This window comes from Bradyrhizobium sp. SZCCHNR1043, assembly GCF_032489675.1.
Taxonomy (GTDB): Bacteria; Pseudomonadota; Alphaproteobacteria; order Rhizobiales; family Xanthobacteraceae; genus Bradyrhizobium.
Window position 1 is genome coordinate 137806 of record NZ_JAUEYN010000001.1, and the last position, 22786, is coordinate 160591.

A 22786-nucleotide genomic window follows, 5' to 3' on the forward strand; every position below is an offset into this window, starting at 1 on the left:
AAGCGGGCTCGCTCTGAACTCTGAAGAAGATCGCCGATCGACGATGCCGGTCAGAGCTGGCCCGGGACCCAGCCCAGCGCGAGGGCCTGGCCCAGGGCGATCTGGCTGGCCGACATCTTCGAGGCCACGGCGTTGCGAAGCCGCAGGAAGTAGCTGCGCTGGGTCGACTTGGCATGTCCGGCAGCAAGGTTCAGCCATTTGTAGGCGAGCACGACGTCCTGTGGAACGCCATGACCCTTGTCGTACATCAGGCCGAGCATCGCTTGGCCGAACGGATTGCCGGCTGCGGCGGCCTGGCAATAGAGATCGCTGGCGACCACGTAGGCCTGCGGGGTTCCAAAGCCGTTTTCATACATGAAGCCGAGCATCGCCTGAGCGCGTGGATCGCCGCGCAGGGCAGGCGGGGTCAGCACGCGCACGGCGCGGACGAAGTCGCCGCGCGCATAGGCGATGCGTGCGGTGCTGACCGAATCGGCGCGAACGGGCGAGGCCAGTGCTCCCAGCAGCAGGATGGCTGCGGTGCAGGCGATGGCGAGGCGCCCCATCGTCGGCCGGATCACTTGGCTGGGGTCAACGGGTGGTGCGGACACGCAAATCATCCGTGATGCTCGCTCCGACTGATCCGCGGAGCTTGGAACGGAGTTCTTCTGCGACCTGATGCGCATCGCTGCCGTCGCGAATGATCTGCGGCCGGATGAAGATGATGAGCTCGGTGCGCGTGCCCTTCTTGCCCTGATGCGAGAACGCGTCGCCAAGAACCGGAATCTCGTCGAAGCCCGGAATGCCGTTGCGATTGCCGGTCTGCTGCTCGCTGATCAGGCCCGCCAGCAGCACGGTCTGGCCGTTGGCGACGGAGATGGCGCTCTTGACCTTGCGCTGCGACACCGTCGGCGTGAGACTCGCGGCGGTCTGGGCGGCGACGTTGCTGATCTCCTGCTCGACCTCGAGCCGCACATTGCCGTTGGCGGCGATCCGCGGCACGACGCGCAGGATGATGCCGGTGTTGCGATAGTCGATGGTGTTGACCACCGTGTTGCTCGACGACAGTACGGTCGCGCTGCCGGTCGATACCGGCACGACGTCGCCGACCTGCAGGGTGGCGGTCTGGTTGTTGATCACGACCAGCGAGGGATTGGAGAGCACCTTGACGCTGGTGACAGTATGGAGTGCGTCGAGAATCATGTTGGGCGAGGCTTCGTGCCCGATCAGGAAGTTGAAGCCGGGCAGAGCGCGGTTGATCAAGGCCGTCGTCGCCGCGGATGTCGTGGCCGTGGCCACCGACGTGGCTTGCGTATTGGTGATCGATCCTTTGTCGGTCCCGAGGCCGAGCACCTTGCTCGAAAGATAGGCCTGCACGCCGTAGGACAGCTCGTTGGTGAGCGTCACTTCGGCAATCGTGGCGTCGATCCCGACCTGCAGCACCGGCTGGTCGAGTTGCTGCAGCGTGCTGGAGATGATGCGGTAGTTCTCGCGGTCGGCATAGATGAGCAGCGAGTTGTTCACCGTGTCCGGGGTGATCCGGACATTCGGCATGATGGCCTGGCCTCCGCCGGCAGCACTGCTGCGTGGCTCCAGCCCGGTCGAGGACGGCGTACTGCTGGAGGACGACGTGCTCGAAGATGACATGCTCGAGAGACCACCGCCTTGGGACCGGCTCGCCGGATTGGCGCTCGAACTCGATGATCCCGCTGCATTGGTGTTGAAGGAGAGCCGATCGGCGACCGACGTCGTCGTGCCGTCGGACCCCGGCGCGGTCTGGCCGTCGGCGCCGTCGGTGGAGGACGAGCCGGCGCCGCCGAACATGTCGGTGAGCACCTTGGCGAGCTGGCGCGCGTCGCCGTAGCGGACGCGGTAGACGTGGACGCTGGTGCGCCCGGAGTCGGCCTGGTCGAGCCGGCGGATCCAGGTCGCCGCGCTCTGCAGCAGCGCCGGCTTGCGCGTTACGACCATGATCGCGTTCAGGCGATTGACGACCTGTAGCTTGACCAGGCTCTGGCTCAGCCCGTTCTCGCCGGAATCCATGATCTTCTCCAGCTCCGCCATCAACGGCTCGGGGGCCGAATTGCTGACGGGAAAGATGCCGACCGACTGGCCGCGCATCCAGTCGACGTCGAAGCTCATCACGGTTTCGATCGCGGAGCGTCGCTCGGCTCCTGTGCCCTGGATCAGCAGCAGGTTTCGGGTGGTGTCGGCGCGCACGCTGCCGGCCCGGGTCGCGAAGCTGTCCATCAGCTTGAGGATCGTCTGCGCGCCGACATATTGCAGCGGCACGACGGAGACGCCGTAGCCGGGCTCGGCGCGGCCGGCCTCGCCGTCGACGCGTCCGGCGCCGATAGCGTCGCCGAGCGGGGTCAGCTTGTAGCCGCCGCCTTCGCGGACCAGCACGACGCCCGACAGGCGCAGCGCGCTCTCCAGCACGAACAGGATGTCGGATTTCGGCACCGGCCGCGCCGACACCAGGCTGACGCTGCCCTGCACGCGGGGATCGATCGCGTAGCCCGCGCCGAGGATGTCGCCGATCACGACCTTCGCGACCACTGCGATCGGCGTGTTCTCGAAATTGAGGTCATAGCCCTTGCCATCGGCCGCCGGAAGCGGCCTGACCTCGGCGACCTCCTGAACCGTGGTCCCCTGATAGGTCCGCGCGCTCGCGCGCTCGACCTCGGGGCGTCCCTGGATCGATGCGACCGGTGCATTGTCGCGCGGCAGGATATCGAGCGAGCGCACCTTGTCGATGACGTCGACATCGGCCGGCGCGCTGGCCTGGGAATTGAGGGTTGCCATGTTGCAGGACGCGAGCAGCACCGCGATGGTCAGCAGCCAGGCATGTCTGACAACCGCAGCGGACTGGCTTCGATTGCCGATACGAAACATGGACTTACCGATCTACTCGTGTTGACCGGCCGAACCAGGATCGCGCCTCGTTCGACCGCGCAGCCTGCATAGCGGTCCAATGTGACACTTATGTATCTTTGCCTGATGCCGCCCGCCTTTGCGCGACATGTGTGTCGGAAATGTCCGCGCCGTCCACATTCGTACAGCCGTCATGTTCGCGATCGATAACGTCGGTCGCCAGTTGCGCCGTGCCGAGACGTAGAGCCGGCACGGGCGCCACCCGGATCACGCCATGAGCGGTACACTGTCGACCCAATTCCATGCCTATCTTCGCGAGCGCCATCCCCTGGCGGCGGGCGAAGGCGGAGCCGCGGGCGAAACGCAGATCGCGCTCTGGGACAGGTTCGGCTTGACCGCCGACGTTTTCGCGGAGGAGGTTGCCGGCTTCACCGGACTGGAGCGCGTCGCGCTGCGCGAGCTGATGGCGGCACTGCCCGCGGTGAGTGAGTTCTCCGATCGCTTCCTGCGCGAAGTGCTCGGCTATCCATACAAAGACTCTGACGGCGCCGCCGTGTTCGCGATGGCCGACCCGACCGATCAGGCCGTGCGCCGGGCCGCCGAGCTGGTGCTCGGCCCGCAGACTCTTTTCAAGGTCGCCTCGCATGACGATATCGCCGTCGTCCTCGACCAACGACTTGGCGATTCCGACGAGGCCGAGATCTCGCCGGCGCAGGAGCTCCGCGACGACGACATCGAAAGCCTGCGCGATCTCGCGAGCGGCGCGCCGGTCGTCCGCGCGGTCAACGACCTGATCGAGAAGGCCGTCGAGATGCGCGCCAGCGACATCCACATCGAGCCGTTCTCGACCGGTCTCGTGGTCAGGCTGCGGGTCGATGGCCTGTTGCGTCCGATCGCGGCGCCTGCGGGCGTGCTGCCGCAGGCGGTGATCTCGCGCATCAAGATCGTCGCCGGTCTCAACATTGCCGAGCGGCGTCTGCCGCAGGACGGGGCCGCGCGCATTCGCGCTGGCCGGGCCGAGATCGACGTCCGTGTTGCGATCATGCCAACCCAGCACGGGGAATCGGCGGTGCTGCGCATCCTGCCGAAGGATCGCTCGCAGCTCGTGGCGAGCCGTCTCGGCCTCTCCACGCGCGACGACACCGCACTCCGGCGCCTGATCACGCTGCCGCACGGCATGATCGTGATCACGGGGCCCACCGGCAGCGGCAAGACCACGACCCTGGCGACGATCCTGTCCATGCTCAACACGCCGGAGCGCAAGATCCTCACTGTCGAGGATCCGGTGGAATATGAGATCCCCGGCATCAATCAGTCGCAGATCAAGCCGGCGATCGGGCTGACATTCGCGAGCGCGCTGCGCTCCTTCGTGCGTCAGGATCCCGACGTCATCATGGTCGGCGAAGTCCGAGACAGCGAGACGGCACATGTCGCCGTCCATGCTGCGCTGACCGGCCATCTGGTGCTGACGACGCTGCACACGGAAACCGCCGCGGCGGCGGTGCCGCGCCTGCTCGACCTTGGCGTCGAAGGCTTCTTGTTGCGCTCGACCCTGCGCGCGGTGATCGCGCAGCGGCTGGTGCGCCAGCTCTGCGATCAATGCAAGACGCCGCAGCCGCTTGATGAGGAGACGTGCCGCCAGGATCCGCGCCTCGGTCATCTCGGCCTCGTGCCCGGCGACATCACCTGGCATCCGACGGGATGCGAGCGATGCGGTCAGAGCGGCTATCGCGGCCGTGTCGGCGTGTTCGAGCTGCTCGAGCTGACCAGCAGCCTGCGTGAGCTGATCGCTGACAGTGCCGACGGCCTCGCGATCGATCGGCTGGCGATCCGGGAAGGCATGACGACGATGCTCGACGACGGTGTCGCCAAGTGCCGCGCCGGCGTCACCTCGGCCTCCGAGTTGCTTCGTGTCCTCGTGGCGCGGTGAGGTGGATCGTGCCGAGCTACCGCTATCGCGCCCTGACGCAATCCGGTGAAATCGTCGTCGGATCTCTCGACGCGCCGTCGCGCGGCGAGGTCGAGCGGCGCATCTCCTATCTGCAGCTGCTGCCGATCGAAACCGTCGAGGAGACGAAGGAGCGGACGGGCGGTGCGTCCGGACTTTCCTTCGGCGCTCCGTCCGCGGCTGAGGTGACCACGTTCACGCGCGATCTGGCCCTGCTGCTCAAGGCCGGCGCGCGACTCGACGACGCGCTCGATCTGTTGTCCGGCGATTCCGACATCGGTCGCCTGCGTCCCGTGGTGGCGCGGCTGCGCGCGGCGATCATGGCCGGTGAAAGCTTCGCCGACGCGGCGGCTGCCCAGCCGCAGCTGTTCTCGCCGATGTATGTCGCGCTGATGCGCGTCGGGGAGGCGTCGGGAACGCTCGATCATGTGCTGACCGCGCTGGCCGGCGAACGCGAGCGTTCGGAGGCGACGCGCCGCAAATTGACCGACGCGATGCAGTATCCCGCCTTCGTGTTCCTCGCGGCGATCGGCGTAATGCTGTTCTTTCTCGTGGCCGTGCTGCCGAACTTCTCCGCCGTGCTGCGCGACTTCGGTGGCCGTGCCGATACCGCGCTCGGCTTCTTCATGACGATGTCGGATCTGCTGCGCGCCAATGCAGCTGCGATCACGCTCGGCTGTGCGGCGCTGCTTGCGGCAGGCTGGTGGCTGTTGCGTCAGCCCGCGGTTCGCGCCGGCCTGACCAGTGTGCTGGCGGTGACGCCCGGCATCGGCAGCCTCCTGCTGTTCTATCGAACCAGCCTGTTCTGCCGCAATCTCGGCCTGCTGCTCGGCTGCGGCGTCAATCTGAGCGCGGCACTGCGCATCCTCGTTGACGTGATGGCGGTGACGTCGTCGCGCGCGCCATGGTCGGCGGCGGCGGATCGCGTCCGTCACGGTGGCAAGCTGTCCCAGGCGCTGTCGGCCGACAACACGCTGCCGCCGATGGCGCTGCGCATGCTGCGGCTCGGCGAGGAGACCGGCCAACTGCCGACGCTGTCGACCCGGATCGCAGAGTTCTACGAAGCCAAGCTGCAACGGGGACTCGACCGTGTCGTCGGCATCGTCGGTCCCGCCGCCATTCTGCTCATCAGCGTGGTCGTCGGTGGCCTGATCGTCTCGATCATGACGGCCCTGCTTTCGGTGACGCAACTGGTCGGCTGACCGACATCAAGGAGAACGACATGAGATCGGATACGCAGATCGGGCCGGCCATGAGGGCCGGGCGCGAACACGAGCGCGGCTTCACGCTGGTCGAGATGCTGGTCGTGATCACGATCATCGGGCTGATCATGGGGCTGATCGGTCCGCGCGTTCTGAACTATCTCAGCGAATCCAAGACCAAGGCAGCGCGGATCCAGTTGCAGAGCTTTTCGGCGGCGCTCGACCTGTTCTATCTCGATGCCGGCCGCTACCCCTCGACCTCGGAAGGCCTCGGTGCGTTGGCGCAACGGCCGGCCGGACTGAGCACCTGGAACGGTCCTTATCTCAGAGGCGGGGCCGTCCCGAAAGATCCGTGGAACACGGCCTACGTCTACCGCGCACCGGGCGATCACGGCCCGTATGACATCCTGTCCTACGGCGCCGATGGCCAGGAGGGCGGCAGCGGGACGGCGGCGGACATCGTCCTGGGAACGCAGACGAGCGCGCGCGGTGAGTGACGACGGCCAGCGCGGCTTTACGCTGCTCGAGATGGTCTGTGTGCTCGCGATCGTCGCGCTGCTGGCGTCCGTCGCGCTGCCTTACCTGCCGCGGCAGACGTCGCGGCCGCGGCTGCAGGCCTATGCGCTGCAAGCGGCGACGCTCCTGAAGTCCGATCGTGCCTCGTCGATGCGGACAGGCACGCGCGTCGACACCGAGATCGACACGTCGCGCCGCCTGATCCGCTCCGGTAGCGGCGCGGCTGCGCTGAAGCTGCCCGACGATGTCGCGTTCCTGGCGACGTTGCCGCGCAGCTGCCAGCATCGGCCGGTGCTAGCGACGATCAGCTTCTTTCCTGACGGACTGTCCTGCGGAGGAGCGATCACATTGTCGCGCGCCGATCTGAGCCTGGAGATCAGGGTGAACTGGCTGACGGGGAGAATCGACATTGTCTCGCGCGCGCTCGCCAATGGTTGAGACCGCTGATCGCAGCGAAGCCGGCTTCACGCTGATCGAGGTGCTCGTCGCCCTCGCCATCGTCAGCGTGTCGATCATCGCCATCGGCGCCGTGGTGTCATGCAACGCGGCCAGTGTTCGCAAGCTCGAGCAGCACGTCACCCTCGTCACCGACATGAGGCTGGCGCTGGCCACATTGCTGGCCGATCGCGGCCGGCTGCAGCCGGGCAGCACCGATCAGCGCTCCGGCTCCGGCGCGGTGGTGCTGCAGATCAGGCCGCTCGGCGGTGATTGGAATGAACCGGCCGGACAGACCGGGTGGATTCCGGAGGCGGTGACCTTGCGCGTCAAGACCGGCTCGGGCGCCATGGCCGATGTGCAGACGGTCCGCCTCGCGCGAGGAGCGCGCTGATGATCCTCCGATCCGATCGGCCGCAACAGCAGGGCTTCGCGCTGATCGAGGCGCTCGGCGCGCTCGCGATTGCCGGCATCGTCTTGTCGGCGCTGGCCGCAGTGACGTCGCAATGGCTGCCGGCGTGGAAGCGTGGCCTGGATCGCGTGCAGCGCGCGGAGATGGTGGCCGCTGCGCTGCGGCGGGTCGGCGATGATTTCGCCGCCGCGCAGTTTGTTTCGGCCAATCGCGAGCAGAAGGGACCGCTGTTCGTGGGCAACGAGGTCTCGGCGGTGTTCGTGCGCGCCGAGTTTGGTCCGAATGCGGGACATGGCCTCGATATCGTGCGCATCGGCGAGGAAGGGAGCAGGGGCGAGCGCGCTCTGCGGCGATCGCGTGCCGCGTTCGAGCCTGTGTCGGTCGGTCAGCCAGTGACCGAGCATTTCCGTTTCGGCGATCCCGTGGTGCTGTTGTCTGCGCCGTTCCGCATGTCGTTCGCCTATGCTGACAGGACGATGGCGTGGACGACGGAGTGGCGCGATGCGACCAGGCTGCCGTCCGCCGTTCGCATGACGGTGTACGACGACAGCCGCGGCGGCGCCGCGGTTCTCGTCAGCGCTGTCCGTATTCAGGTCGATGCGCCGGGCGGCGGCTTTGCCGATACGGGAACGGGCGGCACCGCGAACCAGCCGGCCGCGGCCGAGCCGCCGCAACCAAACAAGAGCGAGCCGATCGATTGATGCCGGCCCCTTCCGTCACCAGAGGTTCTGCCGACGGGCGCGGCGCGCAGGATGGCTTCATCCTCATTGCGGCGCTTTGGATGCTTGCGGCGCTGGCCGCCCTCGTCGTGGTCGTCTCGCAGCAACTGGGAAGCTCGGCGCGATTGCTGCGGCTCGAGGACGAGGCGGTCGAGGCCGATGCGCTGATCTCGGCGGCCATCGAACTCTCGGCCTATCGTCTGCTGCTGTCCAAGGACGAGGAGCGGCCGAGACAGGGCGGTTTCCGGCTGGCGCTTGCAGGCAACGACATTGCGGTCTCGTTCGTCAACGAAGCGGCGCGGATCGATCTCAACACCGCGTCGGAGGACATGCTCGAAAATCTCTTCGTCACGTTGGGCGTCGACCGGGACGTTGCCAAGGATCATGCCGAGCGGGTGGTTGCGTGGCGCTCCAAGCCGTCCAATGCAGCCAAGGCCCAGGCGGAGGAGGCGCGCTACGCGGCGGCCGGTCTCAAACGGGTGCCGCGCCTGGCGCCGTTCGCGCATGTCGGCGAGCTGTCGCTCGTCCTCGGCATTCCCGCATCGCTGATCGATCGGGTGCTTCCGTTGGTGACCGTTTTCAACGGCTCTCCCGGCATCGATCCGACGATCGCGGCGCCGGAAGTCGTTGCAGCGTTGCCGGGAATGACGCCACTGATCTTGAAGGATTTCCTCAACGCGCGGGCGTCGCTGTCACAGGATGCCGATACGCTTGTCAAGGCACTGGGCCCCGCTGCGAAGGATGCCGCCAAGGGCAGGAGCAAGGCTTACCGGCTACGCATCGTCGTCGGTCCGGCGGGCGGGCTTCGTCATGCGGCGACGGCGGTGATCGTTCCCGGCGAAGGCGAGGAGCCTTATCGGCTGCAGGCGCGGCAGGACGAGGGGCCGCAACCGAGGGGAGCGCTTCAGGCGCGGAGGATGCCATGAAGCTGACCGAAGCGATCGAGCGCGGACTGACGGTGTGGACGGCGAGCGTCGCCGCAGCGATCGAGGCCGTAGCCGATCGGCAGCTCAGACGTCCGCGGGTCCTGATCCGCTACGATCAGCCAGAAACCGTCGTCATGACGGTGCAGGCGCCGCCGAAGGCGAAACCGACGCTGGCGCCGGCAAGGGTGAATCCGGCCGCGGGCGCAGCGCTGGCCGGGCTCTCGCCGGAGTGGCTGCGAACGCTGCGCGGCGCCGCGCTGGAGATTCATCTTGCCGCCGAGAGCGTCCTGATCCGCCCCCTCGACTATCCGAAGCAGGCCGAGCCGTTTCTCGACGGCATGATCCGGACCCAGATCGGCAGGCTGACGCCGTGGAATCTCGAACAGGTCCTCTACGGTTACAGCGCCCCACGCACTGCCAACGACCGGATCGCACTAACGCTCGCGGCGACGCCGCGGGCTCTGGTCCAGCCCTTGCTCGCCTTGGCCGATCAGGTTGGCGCCGCAAAGCTCGTCATCACGACCGACGTCGGCTCAGGCTCACCCGATGCCGCCCCCATCCAGATCTTCAAGACGTCGCTGCGCTCGTCGTTCGTCGGCGGCTGCGATCTCGGGCGCGTGCTCAAGCTCGGCTGGCTGTCGGTGGCTGCGACCACGGCGATGCTGCTGATCACGACGACATTGATCGGCGGATATGTGGATGGTGAGCTCGATGACGCCCAGGCGCAGGTCGCGCGGCTTCGCGCCGCCTTGCGGCCCGCGATGGGCGCCACCGCCGCCGACGGGCTGCTCGCCAAGCGCAAGCAGACCAGCCCCGCCAGCGTCATCGTCCTCGACACGCTGTCGAAGATTCTGCCCGACGGGACGTATGTCGTCGAGATGCATATCGAGAACGATCGGCTGCAGATCTCCGGCCTGACCCAGGATGCGCCCGCGCTGATTGGGCTGATCGAGCAATCGCCGCAGTTCAGCCGCGCCACCTTCTACGCGCCGACGACGCGCACCGCCGGGGAAGCGGGCGAGCGCTTCCATATCGAGGCGCGCATCAACGCCTATTTCGGAGACCGGGCATGAACTGGTCGACATCGCTGCGCCGAATCTTTGTTAACTCGCCGGCCGCTTCTGCGATCCTCTATGCGGTGACCATCGTGGCGCTGCTCTGGCTTGGTGCTGCAGCGGTCGTCGATCTCGTCGCCAAGCGCGGTCAGCTCAACGACACCAACGCGCAGCTGGCGCAGTTTTCCGGACGCAAACGGCCGGGCGGCAGTTCGGCCGCGGGCAGCGCGACGGCTTCGGGCGGATCGATGTTCGTCGAAGGACGAACGGTCACCATCGCGGGCGCGGCGCTGGTGCAGCGCCTCACGGAGGCGATCAGCAAGGTCGGCGGCAGCGTGCTGTCGACCCAGGTCGAGCTGCCGGCGGCACGCGCCACCACCAACCTGATCAGCGTCGTGGCGAGCTGCGAGCTCGAACAGCCGGCGCTGCAGCAGCTGCTCTATGACCTCGAAGCCGGATTGCCGTTTCTCTTCGTCGATCAACTGCACGTGCAGCAGCCGCTGGCGGCTGCTGCCGGCGGCGTGGGGCGGCTGACGGTGCTGGTCACCGTGTCGGGCCAATGGCAAGGAAAGATGTGATGCGATCGTTCGTCCGCCCAGGTCTCGTCACCGTTGCGACCGTGTGCATTCTTACAGCTTCGCTCGGCCGGGCGTGCGGCGAGACGGCGGATGGTCTCGAGCCTGCTCCGCCCGTCCAGGCCGCGCCATTCGACTCCAACCGGCCGGCCGCTGCTGCCAGCGTGCAAGTCCCGGCGGGCACGAGCGCCAATCCGCTGTGGGAGGTTCCCATCAGCGCTCTCTCGGCGACGCGCGATCGTCCGATCTTCTCGGCCTCGCGCCGGCCGCCGCCGGTTGCCGCACCCGTCATGGTGATGCGCGCGCCGCCGCCTCCGCCGCCGAGAGAGCCGGAACGACCAAACCTGCAACTCGTGGGCACGGTCATCGGGGATGAGGAGAGCTTCGGCATCTTCGTCGATGCCTCGTCGCAGGCATCGCTTCGCTTGCGGGTCGGCGCCTCGCATGAGGGATGGGTGCTGCAGTCGCTGCGACCGCGCGAGGCCTCGCTGCTGAAGGCACCGGAGACAGTCACCCTGCAGATGCCGCAGCTCGGCACGACGGCAAACAGCGACGTGCAGGCGGCGCCGATGACCCCGCCCATGCCACCGGGCGGACGCGAGCGGATGGCGCGGCGCGCGCGATGAGGACATCGTCCCACGGTATTCAGAAGGTCACGATCAACTCACTGCTGCTGGCTTGCAGGACGAGCACGGCAAGCAGGCCGAGGACGAGGAACGGACCGAACGGCAGTGCCGTCTGGGCTGTCAGCCGGCGGCCCGTGACGGAGAGCGCGAGCGCCGCGGCGAGTGCCGTCGTCGTGGCAATGAGCAGCAGGATCGGCAGACTCGGCAGGCCGGCCCAGAACGTTGCCGCCATGAGAAACTTGACGTCGCCGAGGCCCAGCCCGTGGCGGCCGCGGGCCATCACGTAGAGTCGGCGCAGCAGCAACAGGGCCAAGCCGACGGCAAGGGCCGCAGCGACGGTCCATAGGGCCTCGGGCAGATCGACGAGCGTCGCGGTTCTCAGAAAGCCGCTGGCAGCGACCAGCGCATTCATCCAGTCCGGCAGCAGGCCGCTGCGCAGATCCGTCCAGATCAGGCCGGCGCAGGTCAGGAGCAGCACGAGGATGGAGAGGATGTTGATGGCGTTCGTCACGCGATGTGGGGACTAGCGGTGTCAGATCGCCTGAGCATAGGCGGCTCAGGATGCGAGCGATAGTCCCGCCATCATCAGGCCAATCGCGGCGACCCAGCCGCCGACCGCGCGCACGGCGATCCCGCGCCAGCTCGACAGCGGCTCGGTGTCGGGACGCCTGAAGCTGAGCGCGAGCGCCATCACGAGGGTGATGGTGGCGTAGCCCGCACCGGCGAGCCCGGCGGCATAGAGGAGGCGGTCGGTCTGCGGCACGAGCTCGCCGGCGTTCGCGGCGCCGCGCATCACGCCGAGCACGAATGCGATCGCGCTCAGCAATGTCACGGGAATGCGCAAGGCCGCCGCCAGCAGCAGCCCGAGCACGAGGATCGTCGCGGCATCGATCAACGGGGAAACGAGGGTGACGCCCGAACCGACAGCAAGCGCGAGCCCGGTACATAGGCCGACCGGAAACACCACGACCAGCCATCGTCCGCTCGCCGCGCCGAGCGAGCCGGCCAGCAATCCGAGCGCGACCCAGACCACGACGTCCTGCAGGGTGAGCAGCGGATGCAGGGCACCGGCGTAGAAGTCGCCGAGCCGGGCCGATACGATGTGGGCATCGGCGATCTGCGCTTGCGTCAGCAGCAGCACGGATGCGAGCAGCGCAGTCCGGCGGAACGTGCTCATGCCGCGACTCCCAGGCTGGCGACCAGGAAGTAGCCGCCGAGCGCGGCGATGGCTGCCCCGACGCCCTGGATGATCCGCTCTCCGCCCGGCCAGCGCGCGAGCGCGCCGATGGTGATGCCGCAGGCGTGGAGAAGCCCGGTCGCGACCACGAAGCCGCAGCCATAGGCCAGCGGATTCGCCGCCGTCGGAAGCTCGACGCCATGCGCGTGGCCATGAAAGATGGCGAAGATCGCAACGATGACGGCCGCAACCGCGAACGGGACACGGATGCGCAGCGCGACCGCAAGCCCGAGGACCAGCGCCGAGAGCGCGATGATGAGCTCCGGGACGGGCAGCCCGATCTTGAGGATTCCCAGGACGGCACCGAACGCCATCACCAGCGGGAAGACGACCGGCAGGATCCAGATCGCAGCGCCGCCGAGCTGCGCGCCCCAGATGCCGACTGCAACCATCGCGACCAGGTGATCCAGCCCCGTCAAGGGATGCAGCAGGCCGCTGGCCAGCCCGCCGCCGACGCCCGTCTGCTCGTGGGCAAGGCTCGGATCCGCCGACAGCAGCGAGAGCAGCGCCGCACCCAACATGGTGTGCAGGAGTTTGCGCGCGATCATGTTCGTCCCATTCGTCATCATGCGGCCGCCAGAACCCGCACCAGACGGCCCAGGAACCAGAACATCGACACTGAGCCGATCGCATAGGCCGGCAGCTCGGCGCCCCATCGCGGCAGCGCCGCGCCGAGGCGGCGATGCGCCCAGATCAGCGCCAGCACCAGCAGCACGAACAGGATCTGTCCGATCTCGACGCCGACATTGAAGAAGAGCAGCGCCGCAGGCAGGATCCGCCGCTCGAGCCCGAGCCCGGCCAGCGCGCTGGCGAAGCCGATGCCGTGCACGAGACCGAAGCTGAAGGCGACGGCCCATGGATAGCGGGCGGTCAGCCCGGTCTCGCCGCGCTGCTGTTTGACGATCTCGACGCCGACGAACACGATGCTGAGCGCGATGCACGCATTGAGCGGCCCCTCGGCAACGCCGATCCATCCGAACGCCGTTGCGGCGAGCGAGGCGCTGTGGCCGATCGTGAAGGCCGTGATCGTCTTGAGCAGGCGCCAGCCGCCCTGGACGATCCAGATCAGCCCGAGCACGAACAGCAGGTGATCGGCGCCGAGCAGGATGTGGTCGATGCCGAGATTGACATAGGTCTTCGCAAGCTCGAGCCAGGTCTCGAGCGTCGGCGCGTCGGTGCCGAGCACCGTCACGACCGGATTGGCCGCCGAGATCGTGTAGCTGCGCGTCTCTCCAGCCAGGGACGTCACACGGATGATGGCTGCCGACATGTCCTCGCCGAGATTGGCGATCGTCATCTGTCCGACGAGGCCCTTGTCGCCGCAATTGAGCTCCGGCAGGCGAAGGTAGCAATGCGGGGGCATCTTGAGATCGATGCGGTTGACGCCATCCTTCGGCAAGGTCGTCCATCGCCCGATATAGACGCCGGAGCGCATCTCGCGAAACTCGAGCACGGCGATCGTCGCCTGATGCGCAGCCGCCGGCCGCCCAGGCAGCAGCGCCGCGAGCGCGAGCACGATGGCGAGCAGGGCGCGCGCGCCGGTCACGGCTCGTACCTGATCGTGTAGTTGGCCTTGAGCCGGCTCACCGCCTCCCAGGCCCGCTTCCGCGTCTCTTCGGTGTGCCAGATCTTGGCCGCCTCGGCGCGAATGTCCTCGAGTTTCGCCGGAGCGCCCGGCGTCCGGGCGTCGAGACGAACCACGTGCCACCCGTCCTTCGACTGCAGCAAGGTCCATTCCTGGAGGGGCGCCTTGAGCAGGCCGTCGCTGAAGCCGTCGCCGAAGCCGGTGGCCAGGCTCGGTACCGGTCGGTCGAGAACCGCGCGCGTCTGATCGCGCAGCTCCTCGGATTCGCGCTGCTCGCGAATGTCGTCCAGGTAGCGCCGCGCCGTCGCTTCGTCGCTGGGTGGCGTCATGAGGAAGCTCACACGCTCGGGCTCGTCGAACCGGGCATGATTGTCGGCAAACCAGGCGCGCAACTGCTCCTCGCTCGGCTGTGGCACGCGCACCTGATCGAAGATCAGATATTGCAGCTTGAACGCGACACGGTCGCGGATCATCTCGTCGCCGCGGTCGACGCCGAGCGTCTTGCCTTCGCGATAGAGGATTTCGCTGGCGACCCAGGCCTCGACCATCTTCTGCAGCTCGGCCTCGCTCGGGGTCCGCTGCTTGTCCTCGTCGAACGTGTCGACGAAGGACTGGCGCAGTGCCTTGGTCACGGTGATGACCTTCTCGTCCTTCGCCGGCGGGTGGATGATGGCATCGGCCGCAAAGATCAGGCCACCGAGAACAAGGAAGTGCAGGAGTGGCTCCCTGCTGAGCCCGCGCAGGGCGGTCACGGATGATGATCGCGCAGGGGAAGAGCTGTTGCCATCTTGCTGATTGGAGCGTGCAGAGGCGCTCTCGAAGGTCTGCGCCGCATTCGACATGGCAGGGGCTGACATACGTTCTTTACAACTCGGACCGCGCTCGTTGCGCGGCGCGTATATGCAACGGCACACTTGCCGTTGTCACCGGGCAAACGTCGGTGTCACAAAAATTTCGCAACGACTGCGGACCGCGAATGTTCGTTGGGAAGGCACCGGCAAAAATAAATCCTTCAACAAACTGTCTCCGAGTTTTGGTTTGTTCGCGCCGCGAATGACAACGGCGCATCGGTCGCGTTGTCATCCGGTTTGGAGATCGATCGAATTCTTTAGGGGCGACGATAATGGTTCCATCTGCCAAGAAAATCCTGCTGACAGCGGCCTCGGTCTCGCTGGCTCTGTCGCAGAGCGCCGACGCTGGGGAGCGTTGGGGGGAAGCGAGCAAGAACAATCCGTATGTCGCCGGCGACATGCACAACCACAACACCTGCACCGACGGTTCGGTCGCAGCCGGCTATGCGATCGACCGCTCGGTCGGCAAGGGCACCGCGGCTGCTGGCGGCACCAATTTCGATCTCGACTGGTTCACGCTCGGCAACCACGGCGGTTCGGGCAATCGTGATTGCCGCTTCAGCGATGCGAGCGCCAACATCCCCGGCGACAACACGACGACGTATTGGAGCCAGACGCTCGGCAAGACCATCGACGGCATCACGATCACCAGCCTGAAGGGCACGCCGAACGGCACCGGCACCAACGCCAAGATGTGGCGCTGGCAGTCGATCAAGGAGATCGAGTACCCGACCATCGTCAATCGCACCGCGACCTACAACAAGGTGCTGGTCGAGGGCCTGGAGTGGATCCTGCCCGGCCACGAGCATGGCGACGTCGCCGTGATCGCCGGCCAGAACCCGCGCGGCTACGGCAATGCCGACAAGATGGCCGAGTTCGAATATCGCTTCGACCGCGGGGACACCGACGCGATCGGTCCGGTCGATGCCAGCAACAACCCGGTCTGGGCCGGCAAGGACAATGTCAACAATTCCGGCACGGCCGGCCACCAGAAGGCCGTTGCCGGCATCGCCTGGCTGCAGGCGAACCACCCGCTGCAATCCTATGTGGTGCCGACCCATACCGAGCGGCAGGGACCGTTCAACCCGAACGGCTCGGCCGGCTACAACATCGAGCACTTCCGTGACTTCAACAATGCCGGCCCGACGGTCGCGTTCGGCATCGAAGCCCCGGGTCACATGGCCGAGGGCGGCGTGAACGGCGGCTCGGGCTCCTATGGCTCAGGCGCAGTCGGCGGCGGTACCTACGGCATGCAGGGCGTCTACACCGCCAAGGTCGGCGGGCTGTGGGATGGTCTGCTCGGCGAAGGCCGCAACTTCTTCCTGTTTCAGAGCTCGGACTGGCACAGCCGCGGCGTCTATGGCGCGCGCGATCCCGGCACGACGGCGGACTTCATCCCCGGCGAGTACACCAGGCTCTACGTGCCGAACGAGCGGCGTTTCTCCCAGCAGTCCATCATCGACGGCATGCGTTCGGGCAACTCCTATTCGGTCAACGCCCACCTCATCGACTCCGACATGGAGTTCCGTGCGAAGGGTGAGTGGGACGACGACTGGAAGACGATGGGCGAGACGCTGGTCGTGCGTCCCGGCGAGAAGGTCACGCTCGAGATGGAGATGACCGTTCCGGCCTCCAACAACAGCCCGTACAGCTTCAACAATCCGCTGCTGCTGCCGGTCGGCATCAAGCAGCCGTTGAACGAGCCCTATCTCGACCACGTCGATCTGATTACCGGCGACATCACCGGTCCGATCGCGCCGGGCGCCCCGGGCTATGCGGTGGCCAATGCCAAGGGTGTCGATGGTGCGGCCATCGTCTACAACCCCTCGGCCAAGATCGCGAAGCAGATCCAGGCGACCAAGATGCAGAGCCGCAAGCTGCGCAACGGTTCGGTCCGGCTCAGCTTCAGGACCACCTTCATCGCGGGCAAGACTCCCTTCTACATCCGCGCCCGCGGCACCAACATTCCGCCGGCCACGCCGAACGTGTCCGATAGCGCCGGCAATCCGCTGCTCGACGCCAGCAACGCCACCGTCAGTTGCACGGATCCGGCATGTCCGTCGCACCTCGGCACGGTCGGCGGCGTGAAGAAGGTGACCAACGACGTGCAGGCCTGGTCGAACGTCTGGTTCTATGCGAACCCGATCTTCGTCCGTCCGTACGATGCGCCCAAGTTGCTGGTGGAGAAGAACAAGGAGCTGGCGCGAAAGCTGGCTCACGACCATCACCACTGGCACGACTGGGATCATTGGGGCCACTGGGGCCACTGGGGTCGCTGGGCCTTCAACCGCGACTGATTGATCGGCATCGATCCGGCGGGACGATACCGCCCCGTCGGATCCTGCTCGCTCCGAGCGCCGGTTTGCGAACCGGTGCTTCGTCTTTGAAACCTGTGCCCTGGGGTTCGCCGACGTGATGCCTCGCTTGTCCGCCGTGATTCTCGCCGTTCTTGCCCTCACGACCGTCGTCGCATCGGCGCATGACGAGGAGCCGACGCAGGAGGCCTGCGACGCCGCGGTGGCCGAGGCACGTGCGCAGGCGGCGACCTTGCCGGCGGACGACGTCTCGCGCTATTTCGCCGAGCGGGACATTCAGCAGGCGCTGGTCGAGGCCGGCAATGGCGAGTTCGATGATTGTGTCGAGAAGGCCGAGCGGGCCGTGCTGGAAGTGCGCGACCGGCCCCACAGCCTGAAGCCCGGCGAGCGGCTCAACATTCTTCGTGCCGACGAAATGCCGACGCGCTGACGGGCGCGCGCCGCGTCTCCACTCTCGTCATCCGGCTGTCATGCAAGTCGGCAATTTGTCGGTCCTGTTGCGGCGCGTGCAAGGCCTTGAGACATGGACCAGATCGAAGCTCTTTTCCCGATACCGTTGTTGCGTTCGCCCGGGCTCTTGAGCGCCGAGCTCAAGGACGCGGCGGTGGCAGCCATCCGCAATTCGAAGATCGAGAACAATCTGCGGTCCGGACAGCTGTTCCACACCGAGGTCGCCGATCCTCGCGCCAACAATCTGTTTCAGACCATCGCCGAACTCGCCGTGCCCAAGCTGGTCGATTTCGGCGAGCTGCTGTTCGGCGAGAAGCTGCGCTGGACGGTCAAGGAGATGTGGACGAACATGCTGGAGACCGGCGGCAACCAGACCCTGCACGCCCACGCCAACAGCTTCATCTCGGGCATCTTCTATCTGACGCCGTCGCATCCCGGCAGCCGCACCGTGTTCGTGCGGCCGCCCGGTGGCAGCGATTTCTCGTTCCGCCATCACACGCGCAGCGCCGCAGTCGGCCCGTTCAATGCCGGCAAATACGTGCTGCCCGAGGCGGAGCCGGGCGATCTCGTGCTGTTCCCGAGCTATCTCTATCACGAGGTGCCGCGCAATCAGGGCGATCAGCGCATCACGATCGCCTTCAACGCGATTCCTGATCATCTGGACTGCTGGGGCTACCGCGTCAGCTTCTCGTCCTGACGCGCTATCGTTCGAACTCGCGCGACAGCAGGTCGCGCGCGTCGCGTCGCGACGGCGCGGCGGCGTCGATCGCCCGAAGCAGGCGTTCAGCAGCCGCGCGATCCGATGCAAGCAGCGCTTTTGCCATGCTCATCAGCGGCGCATAGGCCGGCTCGAACTCGGCGCTGGCGCGAATGGAATCGAGGAGGCCGGGGGCGGCGGCTGCAATGAGCGCCGGCCCGCGCGGTTCGCCGGTCAGCGCGGCGCCGGCCTGGATGAATCGGTTGCGGGCCCGCCAATAGGCGCCGAGCCGTTCCTCCCACATTCCGCGTTTCGAGTCTTCCAGCAAATCGACCGCGTCGGTCTTTGTCTGGCTGAGGACCGTCAGCAGCAATTGCCATGGGGCCGCCGAGAGAGCGTGGACATTGCTGCGCGCGTCGAACGTGACGAACGGGAAATCGTCGGTGTTGCGCGGTCCCGGACCGGCGAAGCTCGCGAGCGCTTTGGCGCCGGCGACATACTGGCCCAGAAGATCGATCGGCTGATCGAAGCCGAGAGGTTGAATGACCGGGTGAAGCTTCCGGTCGGAGAACCGTGCGGCGACGAGCTCGGGGTCGATCGGGCTTGGGGCGCCTGATCCGATCAGAGCCAGCATCGGCGTGCGCACGCTGTAATGGTTCAGCCAGGCGGACCCTTGTGGGAAGACTGCGAGAAAGCTTCTGACGATCGCGCGCAGTGACGGCGTATCGAGCTGATAGAGCGGCAGCCACTGGCAGAACACGCCCTCGGTCGCCAGTCGCCGCTTGACGGCCGCGAAATGTTCGACCGTGTACAGCGCGCCGCTGCCATCGAGCGCCGGGTGGAACAGGTCCGCCACGATCACGTCGTAGCGTCCGTCATCGGCGATGATGAAGCGCCGGGCATCGGCAACGGAGATCGGCGGCCTTTCCTTCTCGGCCGCGGGGTTGTCGAACCAGGGCAGCAGCGCGACGACCTCGGAGGACAGCTCGACCGCGCGCACGTCGAGGCCCGGCATCTGCGCCGCGCCGAGCACGGTCGCGCCGGTGCCTACACCGAGGAAGAGGGCGCTGCGCGGCGCTGGATGCAAGAGCAGCGGCAGCATGGCCTGGCGGAAATCGGATCGCACCGAACTGGTGCCGCCCATGCGGAAGTGGCCGTTCACCTCGAGATAGCGTGCTCCTGAGGCGTCGTCGACGACGCTCGCGGTCGCCATCGGTCCCTCGCGCACGGCCAGAAGCTTGCCGCCCGGCGGGACCTTGATGAGCAGGGGGGCGGGAAGCCACAACAGCGCGAGTGCAAGTAGAGCGGGCGCCGCCGCCCAGCGCAGCGCAGCGCGTTGGGGCTGCAGCAGCAGAAGATATCCGACGGCAACGAGGACCAATGCTCTCCAAGTGCCGAAAGCGGGAATCAGCAGCTGTGCCGCGGTCAGCGGCGCAACGGCTGCGCCGAGGCTGTTGATGCCGACGGCCCAGCCGACTGATCCCCTGACGTTGCGGACATCCTGCATGAGCTGGCCGAACAAGGCGCCCATCGCCATCGCGGGTAACAGGAACAGCGTCAGCGCGAGTCCGAGCTCGCCGGCGACACCGAGGCTCGCCGCGCTGTCAGCGACGCCGCCAAGCAAGGGCGTCATGAGCGCCGTGCCGAGGCAGACGAGCGCGGTGCTGCTGATCAAGGCGGTTTTGCCGAGCGCAACCCTCGGCCCGACGCGCTGCCAGATCATGCCGCCCATCGCGGTGCCCAGCAGGTAGGCTGCCAGCAGACAGGCGAAGCTATAGACCGTGTCCTGCATCATCTGCGCGGCCAGGCGCACGACCAGCACTTCGAACGCGATGCCGAGCAGGCCGGTGACGAACAGCGTTCCTGTCAGGCGGAGGTCGGCGACAGCAGGCTCGCGATCATCGCCCGCCCGAGGGTCGACTTGCACGGCTCCGCCGAGGCGGAGCGCTGCCAACGCGCAGGCTGCGTTGACGGCTGCCAGGCAAAGCAGCGTCGTCGACAATCCAAGCGCGGGGATCAGCACGAAGGTGGACAGCAGCGTGCCAGCGACGGCGCCGGCCGTGTTCGCGCCGTAGACGCCGGCGCTGACGGGCTGCGGGCCGCGCGCCGCGGACATCATGCGTTCCAGCGCGGTCAGCGTCCCGCCCATCGCAACCGTCGCCGGCAACAGCACCAGCGTCGGCAGCAGGAAGCTCGCGCTCCATAACAAGGCGGGGGAGGGCGCCGTGCCGAGCAGCGGCGCGAGGGCGTGCGCGCACGCGGGAAGCAGCCAGATCGCACACAGCCCCCACAGGCCGATGACCGTTTCGAGAACGGCATACACCCGGTGCGGATTGGCGGCGCGGCGGATCCTGCCATCGAGGAAGAAGGCGCCCACCGCCAGTCCGGCGAAAAATCCTGCGATGGCGCCGAGCACGGCCATCATTTCCGTGCCCAGGGCGAGGGCGAGCTGACGCGTCCAGACGATCTCATAGCCCAGCCCGGCGAGGCCGGATGCAGCAATCAGCAGCCTCAGCGCCCTCAGCCGAGCCGTGCTCCGGCAGGCGACGGGACCGACGCCGAGAGACCCGACGCCTTGCTTCTCCGCGATCAGATCATTGTCGCACGGGCCTGCATGGCCTGCTTCGGTCAAGATTCGGTACCCGCAATTCCTGCGATCGGTCTTCGGATGCAGCGCGCCGTGCGGGCGCAGCTCCGAGCACTGGATCAAGCTCGGCTGCCCCGGCCGCCAAGGTCGGGATCGTTTCCTTGTGTTCGCGTTACGTGACGGTGGTTTGACAGAAGCTGCGGGAGCAGCCGTTCGGCGCAGACGGTTGTATCGCATGAGGCCCGTCAGGGAACGATGACCAGACCCATCATCGGCACCACGGAGAAGCGCCAAAGCGTTGATTTAATTATTTTATCTGAGATATCAGCCATTTAGAAGCGTACCAAAGCCGCCCGTCGGAACCCGGCGCCGCCATTCGTCTTGAGTCCGGACCATTTCAACCGGAGTTCCGCGTACATGGCCCCCCGCCAATTGGAAAGGCTTCCTGCGCCTGTCGCTCGTTACGTGCCCGGTGGCCCTCTACCCGGCCACCTCCGAGTCCGAGAAGATCAGCTTCAATCAGCTGAACCGGACAACTGGCCACCGGATCAAGTACGTCAAGGTCGACGCCGATACGGGCGAAGAGGTCCCCCACGAAGACATCGTCAAGGGCTATGAGCTCGAGAAGGGCCAGTACATCGAGGTCTCGAAGGAGGAGCTCGAGGAGATCGCCCTGGAGTCCACGCGTACGATCGAGATCGACGAGTTCGTGGACAAGGCTCAGCGTCGCCCGCGATCACGGCTTTGCCGGCCGCACTTTCCAGGGCCGATCGGATTCGGGGCGTCTCAGCGTCTGTCACGCGGAGTGGGTGTGCGGCGGAGAAGAACTATATCGACGCTCCGTTTCCGTACTCTGCTGATTTGCCGTTCCCAACAGAGGGGCAGGACCGAACGCCAAAGAAGCCTACGAGCCGGGATCGTCGATCAGGGGCTTTGGCCGGGCAAACAGCTCCAACCGCTCCTTGTGGTCGATGACGATCTCTCGTCCGCGGACGCGAATCCCATGGCTCGTAAGTTGGGCAAGACTGCGTGACAGGTTTTCGCGCGTCGTGCCGATGTGGGAGGCCAGCGTGCCGCGGTCGAATGGGATGACGATATTCGCATGCCCCGGTTCGCGCTGGGCTTCGGCGAGGATCCAGTTGGCGAGACGCTCGATGCTCGACCGGGCCAGGGTGCCCTTCAGTTTCTTGACAGAAGCGCGATAGGCATACGCCAGCTCCTGAGCAACAATCCGTGCGAATGCGATGTCTTCGTCGAAGAGTGCCCTTACATCGCGGGCGGGGATCAGCAGCACCCGCGACTCCGTCAGCGTGCGGGCTGAATTGAGATACGCCTGATCGACCACGACTGCAGCAAGTATGAAGGTCGACACGGGACGAAGCAGTGAGATGCCCCACTCGGCCTCGTCCTGCTCGGTGTAGATTTCCACCAACCCGCCAATCAGCACATGCAGGAAGTCGGCCTGATCTCCCTCGCGAGCCAACCGCACCCCGGCCGGAAATTGCTGCAGCAGAGCCGCGCCGAGCAACCGCTTCAGGTTCTCCTCGCTGAGGTCCGCAAACAGCGGCAGCGTCTTCAACTGGGCGAGTTCGTCGGGGCGCAAGCGAAGCTCCAGGAGTCACTCACCCGCTATCGCGCCGAACCGTGACAAAAGTCAATTGCATACGTGCAGTCTGACAATCCGATCTGAGACATTTGGCAGATTGTGGCCGACCGGACCGTCCGGTTGATGCATCGCAAAACCTTTCCCTGGTGCCCCGAATAACTGCTGTGGCGTCGAAGCCATACGTCGAGGCC

22 protein-coding genes and 1 pseudogene are annotated in these 22786 nt (G+C 66.5%); 14 read left to right on the forward strand and 9 right to left on the reverse strand.

Annotated features, from left to right (window positions below; translation table 11 throughout):
- Nucleotides 1-50 precede the first annotated feature (50 nt).
- Nucleotides 51-599, reverse strand: coding sequence for a tetratricopeptide repeat protein (locus QX039_RS00435; RefSeq protein ID WP_315772837.1), 549 nt, complete (start codon nucleotides 597-599; stop codon nucleotides 51-53).
- The gene (gspD, locus tag QX039_RS00440) at nucleotides 571-2874 is read right to left on the reverse strand and encodes a type II secretion system secretin GspD (protein ID WP_315772839.1); all 2304 of its coding nucleotides are present in this window, start codon (nucleotides 2872-2874) and stop codon (nucleotides 571-573) included. Before gspD ends, QX039_RS00435 begins: the two co-directional genes overlap by 29 nt.
- 253 nt (nucleotides 2875-3127) lie before the next feature.
- On the opposite strand from gspD, the gene QX039_RS00445 reads away from it, so the two are divergent.
- Genes QX039_RS00445 through QX039_RS00490 form a run of 10 tightly spaced genes read left to right on the forward strand, consistent with a single transcriptional unit; the run spans nucleotide 3128 to nucleotide 11267 of the window.
- Complete coding sequence (locus tag QX039_RS00445; protein ID WP_315772841.1) at nucleotides 3128-4783, forward strand: GspE/PulE family protein; 1656 nt, start codon at nucleotides 3128-3130, stop codon at nucleotides 4781-4783.
- Nucleotides 4784-4791: 8 nt separating this feature from the next.
- Complete coding sequence (locus tag QX039_RS00450; protein WP_315739561.1) at nucleotides 4792-6003, forward strand: type II secretion system F family protein; 1212 nt, start codon at nucleotides 4792-4794, stop codon at nucleotides 6001-6003.
- 20 nt (nucleotides 6004-6023) lie between these two features.
- On the forward strand, nucleotides 6024-6500 hold the full coding sequence (gspG, locus tag QX039_RS00455) for a type II secretion system major pseudopilin GspG (protein ID WP_315772843.1): 477 nt from the start codon (nucleotides 6024-6026) through the stop codon (nucleotides 6498-6500).
- Nucleotides 6493-6957: a prepilin-type N-terminal cleavage/methylation domain-containing protein gene (locus QX039_RS00460; RefSeq protein ID WP_315717469.1), complete on the forward strand. Its 465-nt coding sequence runs from the start codon at nucleotides 6493-6495 to the stop codon at nucleotides 6955-6957. Before gspG ends, QX039_RS00460 begins: the two co-directional genes overlap by 8 nt.
- On the forward strand, nucleotides 6950-7348 hold the full coding sequence (locus QX039_RS00465; RefSeq protein WP_315772845.1) for a type II secretion system protein: 399 nt from the start codon (nucleotides 6950-6952) through the stop codon (nucleotides 7346-7348). Before QX039_RS00460 ends, QX039_RS00465 begins: the two co-directional genes overlap by 8 nt.
- Nucleotides 7348-8067, forward strand: a complete 720-nt coding sequence (locus QX039_RS00470) for a type II secretion system protein (protein WP_315772847.1) — start codon at nucleotides 7348-7350, stop codon at nucleotides 8065-8067. The genes QX039_RS00465 and QX039_RS00470 overlap by 1 nt, the downstream gene beginning before the upstream one ends.
- Nucleotides 8067-9011 (forward strand): type II secretion system protein GspK, encoded by a 945-nt coding sequence (locus QX039_RS00475; protein ID WP_315739566.1) that lies wholly within the window; start codon nucleotides 8067-8069, stop codon nucleotides 9009-9011. The genes QX039_RS00470 and QX039_RS00475 overlap by 1 nt, the downstream gene beginning before the upstream one ends.
- Nucleotides 9008-10084 (forward strand): PilN domain-containing protein, encoded by a 1077-nt coding sequence (locus QX039_RS00480; protein WP_315739567.1) that lies wholly within the window; start codon nucleotides 9008-9010, stop codon nucleotides 10082-10084. The genes QX039_RS00475 and QX039_RS00480 overlap by 4 nt, the downstream gene beginning before the upstream one ends.
- The gene (gspM, locus tag QX039_RS00485; protein ID WP_315739569.1) at nucleotides 10081-10644 is read left to right on the forward strand and encodes a type II secretion system protein GspM; all 564 of its coding nucleotides are present in this window, start codon (nucleotides 10081-10083) and stop codon (nucleotides 10642-10644) included. The genes QX039_RS00480 and gspM overlap by 4 nt, the downstream gene beginning before the upstream one ends.
- Nucleotides 10644-11267, forward strand: coding sequence for a hypothetical protein (locus tag QX039_RS00490; protein ID WP_315739570.1), 624 nt, complete (start codon nucleotides 10644-10646; stop codon nucleotides 11265-11267). The genes gspM and QX039_RS00490 overlap by 1 nt, the downstream gene beginning before the upstream one ends.
- Before the next feature lie 19 nt (nucleotides 11268-11286).
- Here QX039_RS00490 and QX039_RS00495 read toward each other — a convergent pair whose 3' ends face one another.
- The 5 genes from QX039_RS00495 to QX039_RS00515 are packed head-to-tail and all read right to left on the reverse strand — an operon-like array spanning nucleotide 11287 to nucleotide 14931.
- The gene (locus QX039_RS00495; RefSeq protein ID WP_315739571.1) at nucleotides 11287-11778 is read right to left on the reverse strand and encodes a prepilin peptidase; all 492 of its coding nucleotides are present in this window, start codon (nucleotides 11776-11778) and stop codon (nucleotides 11287-11289) included.
- Nucleotides 11779-11823: 45 nt separating this feature from the next.
- A complete protein-coding gene (locus tag QX039_RS00500; protein ID WP_315739572.1) occupies nucleotides 11824-12444 on the reverse strand; it encodes a HupE/UreJ family protein in 621 nt (206 codons plus the stop codon).
- Nucleotides 12441-13052, reverse strand: a complete 612-nt coding sequence (locus tag QX039_RS00505) for a HupE/UreJ family protein (protein ID WP_315739574.1) — start codon at nucleotides 13050-13052, stop codon at nucleotides 12441-12443. The genes QX039_RS00500 and QX039_RS00505 overlap by 4 nt, the downstream gene beginning before the upstream one ends.
- Before the next feature lie 17 nt (nucleotides 13053-13069).
- The gene (locus tag QX039_RS00510) at nucleotides 13070-14050 is read right to left on the reverse strand and encodes a HupE/UreJ family protein (protein ID WP_315739576.1); all 981 of its coding nucleotides are present in this window, start codon (nucleotides 14048-14050) and stop codon (nucleotides 13070-13072) included.
- Nucleotides 14047-14931 (reverse strand): peptidylprolyl isomerase, encoded by an 885-nt coding sequence (locus tag QX039_RS00515; protein WP_315739721.1) that lies wholly within the window; start codon nucleotides 14929-14931, stop codon nucleotides 14047-14049. The genes QX039_RS00510 and QX039_RS00515 overlap by 4 nt, the downstream gene beginning before the upstream one ends.
- 281 nt (nucleotides 14932-15212) lie before the next feature.
- On the opposite strand from QX039_RS00515, the gene QX039_RS00520 reads away from it, so the two are divergent.
- The 3 genes from QX039_RS00520 to QX039_RS00530 all read left to right on the forward strand — a co-directional run bounded on the left by QX039_RS00520 (nucleotide 15213) and on the right by QX039_RS00530 (nucleotide 18402).
- Nucleotides 15213-17237 carry a hypothetical protein gene (locus QX039_RS00520; RefSeq protein ID WP_315739578.1) on the forward strand — a complete coding sequence of 675 codons (2025 nt, stop codon included), beginning with the start codon at nucleotides 15213-15215 and terminating at the stop codon, nucleotides 17235-17237.
- 118 nt (nucleotides 17238-17355) lie between these two features.
- On the forward strand, nucleotides 17356-17685 hold the full coding sequence (locus QX039_RS00525; RefSeq protein ID WP_315739579.1) for a hypothetical protein: 330 nt from the start codon (nucleotides 17356-17358) through the stop codon (nucleotides 17683-17685).
- Nucleotides 17686-17778: 93 nt separating this feature from the next.
- Nucleotides 17779-18402: a 2OG-Fe(II) oxygenase family protein gene (locus tag QX039_RS00530; protein ID WP_315739580.1), complete on the forward strand. Its 624-nt coding sequence runs from the start codon at nucleotides 17779-17781 to the stop codon at nucleotides 18400-18402.
- 4 nt (nucleotides 18403-18406) lie between these two features.
- On the opposite strand, the gene QX039_RS00535 is transcribed toward QX039_RS00530, so the two are convergent.
- Entirely contained in the window at nucleotides 18407-21283 is a 2877-nt protein-coding gene (locus tag QX039_RS00535) for a spermidine synthase (RefSeq protein WP_315772849.1), read from the reverse strand.
- 100 nt (nucleotides 21284-21383) lie between these two features.
- On the opposite strand from QX039_RS00535, the pseudogene QX039_RS00540 reads away from it, so the two are divergent.
- A pseudogene (locus QX039_RS00540) lies at nucleotides 21384-21764 on the forward strand (Ku protein); the annotation flags it as partial.
- Nucleotides 21765-21893: 129 nt separating this feature from the next.
- Here QX039_RS00540 and QX039_RS00545 read toward each other — a convergent pair.
- A complete protein-coding gene (locus tag QX039_RS00545) occupies nucleotides 21894-22592 on the reverse strand; it encodes a helix-turn-helix domain-containing protein (RefSeq protein ID WP_315739582.1) in 699 nt (232 codons plus the stop codon).
- Nucleotides 22593-22786: the final 194 nt, after the last annotated feature.

Coding starts and splice junctions, on each gene's coding strand:
- QX039_RS00435 (WP_315772837.1), bottom strand. CDS start 599: ATGATTTGCGTGTCCGCACCACCCGTTGACCCCAGCCAAGTGATCCGG.
- gspD (WP_315772839.1), bottom strand. CDS start 2,874: ATGTTTCGTATCGGCAATCGAAGCCAGTCCGCTGCGGTTGTCAGACAT.
- QX039_RS00445 (WP_315772841.1), top strand. CDS start 3,128: ATGAGCGGTACACTGTCGACCCAATTCCATGCCTATCTTCGCGAGCGC.
- gspG (WP_315772843.1), top strand. CDS start 6,024: ATGAGATCGGATACGCAGATCGGGCCGGCCATGAGGGCCGGGCGCGAA.
- QX039_RS00465 (WP_315772845.1), top strand. CDS start 6,950: ATGGTTGAGACCGCTGATCGCAGCGAAGCCGGCTTCACGCTGATCGAG.
- QX039_RS00470 (WP_315772847.1), top strand. CDS start 7,348: ATGATCCTCCGATCCGATCGGCCGCAACAGCAGGGCTTCGCGCTGATC.
- QX039_RS00475 (WP_315739566.1), top strand. CDS start 8,067: ATGCCGGCCCCTTCCGTCACCAGAGGTTCTGCCGACGGGCGCGGCGCG.
- QX039_RS00480 (WP_315739567.1), top strand. CDS start 9,008: ATGAAGCTGACCGAAGCGATCGAGCGCGGACTGACGGTGTGGACGGCG.
- gspM (WP_315739569.1), top strand. CDS start 10,081: ATGAACTGGTCGACATCGCTGCGCCGAATCTTTGTTAACTCGCCGGCC.
- QX039_RS00490 (WP_315739570.1), top strand. CDS start 10,644: ATGCGATCGTTCGTCCGCCCAGGTCTCGTCACCGTTGCGACCGTGTGC.
- QX039_RS00500 (WP_315739572.1), bottom strand. CDS start 12,444: ATGAGCACGTTCCGCCGGACTGCGCTGCTCGCATCCGTGCTGCTGCTG.
- QX039_RS00505 (WP_315739574.1), bottom strand. CDS start 13,052: ATGATCGCGCGCAAACTCCTGCACACCATGTTGGGTGCGGCGCTGCTC.
- QX039_RS00515 (WP_315739721.1), bottom strand. CDS start 14,931: ATGTCGAATGCGGCGCAGACCTTCGAGAGCGCCTCTGCACGCTCCAAT.
- QX039_RS00520 (WP_315739578.1), top strand. CDS start 15,213: ATGGTTCCATCTGCCAAGAAAATCCTGCTGACAGCGGCCTCGGTCTCG.
- QX039_RS00525 (WP_315739579.1), top strand. CDS start 17,356: ATGCCTCGCTTGTCCGCCGTGATTCTCGCCGTTCTTGCCCTCACGACC.
- QX039_RS00530 (WP_315739580.1), top strand. CDS start 17,779: ATGGACCAGATCGAAGCTCTTTTCCCGATACCGTTGTTGCGTTCGCCC.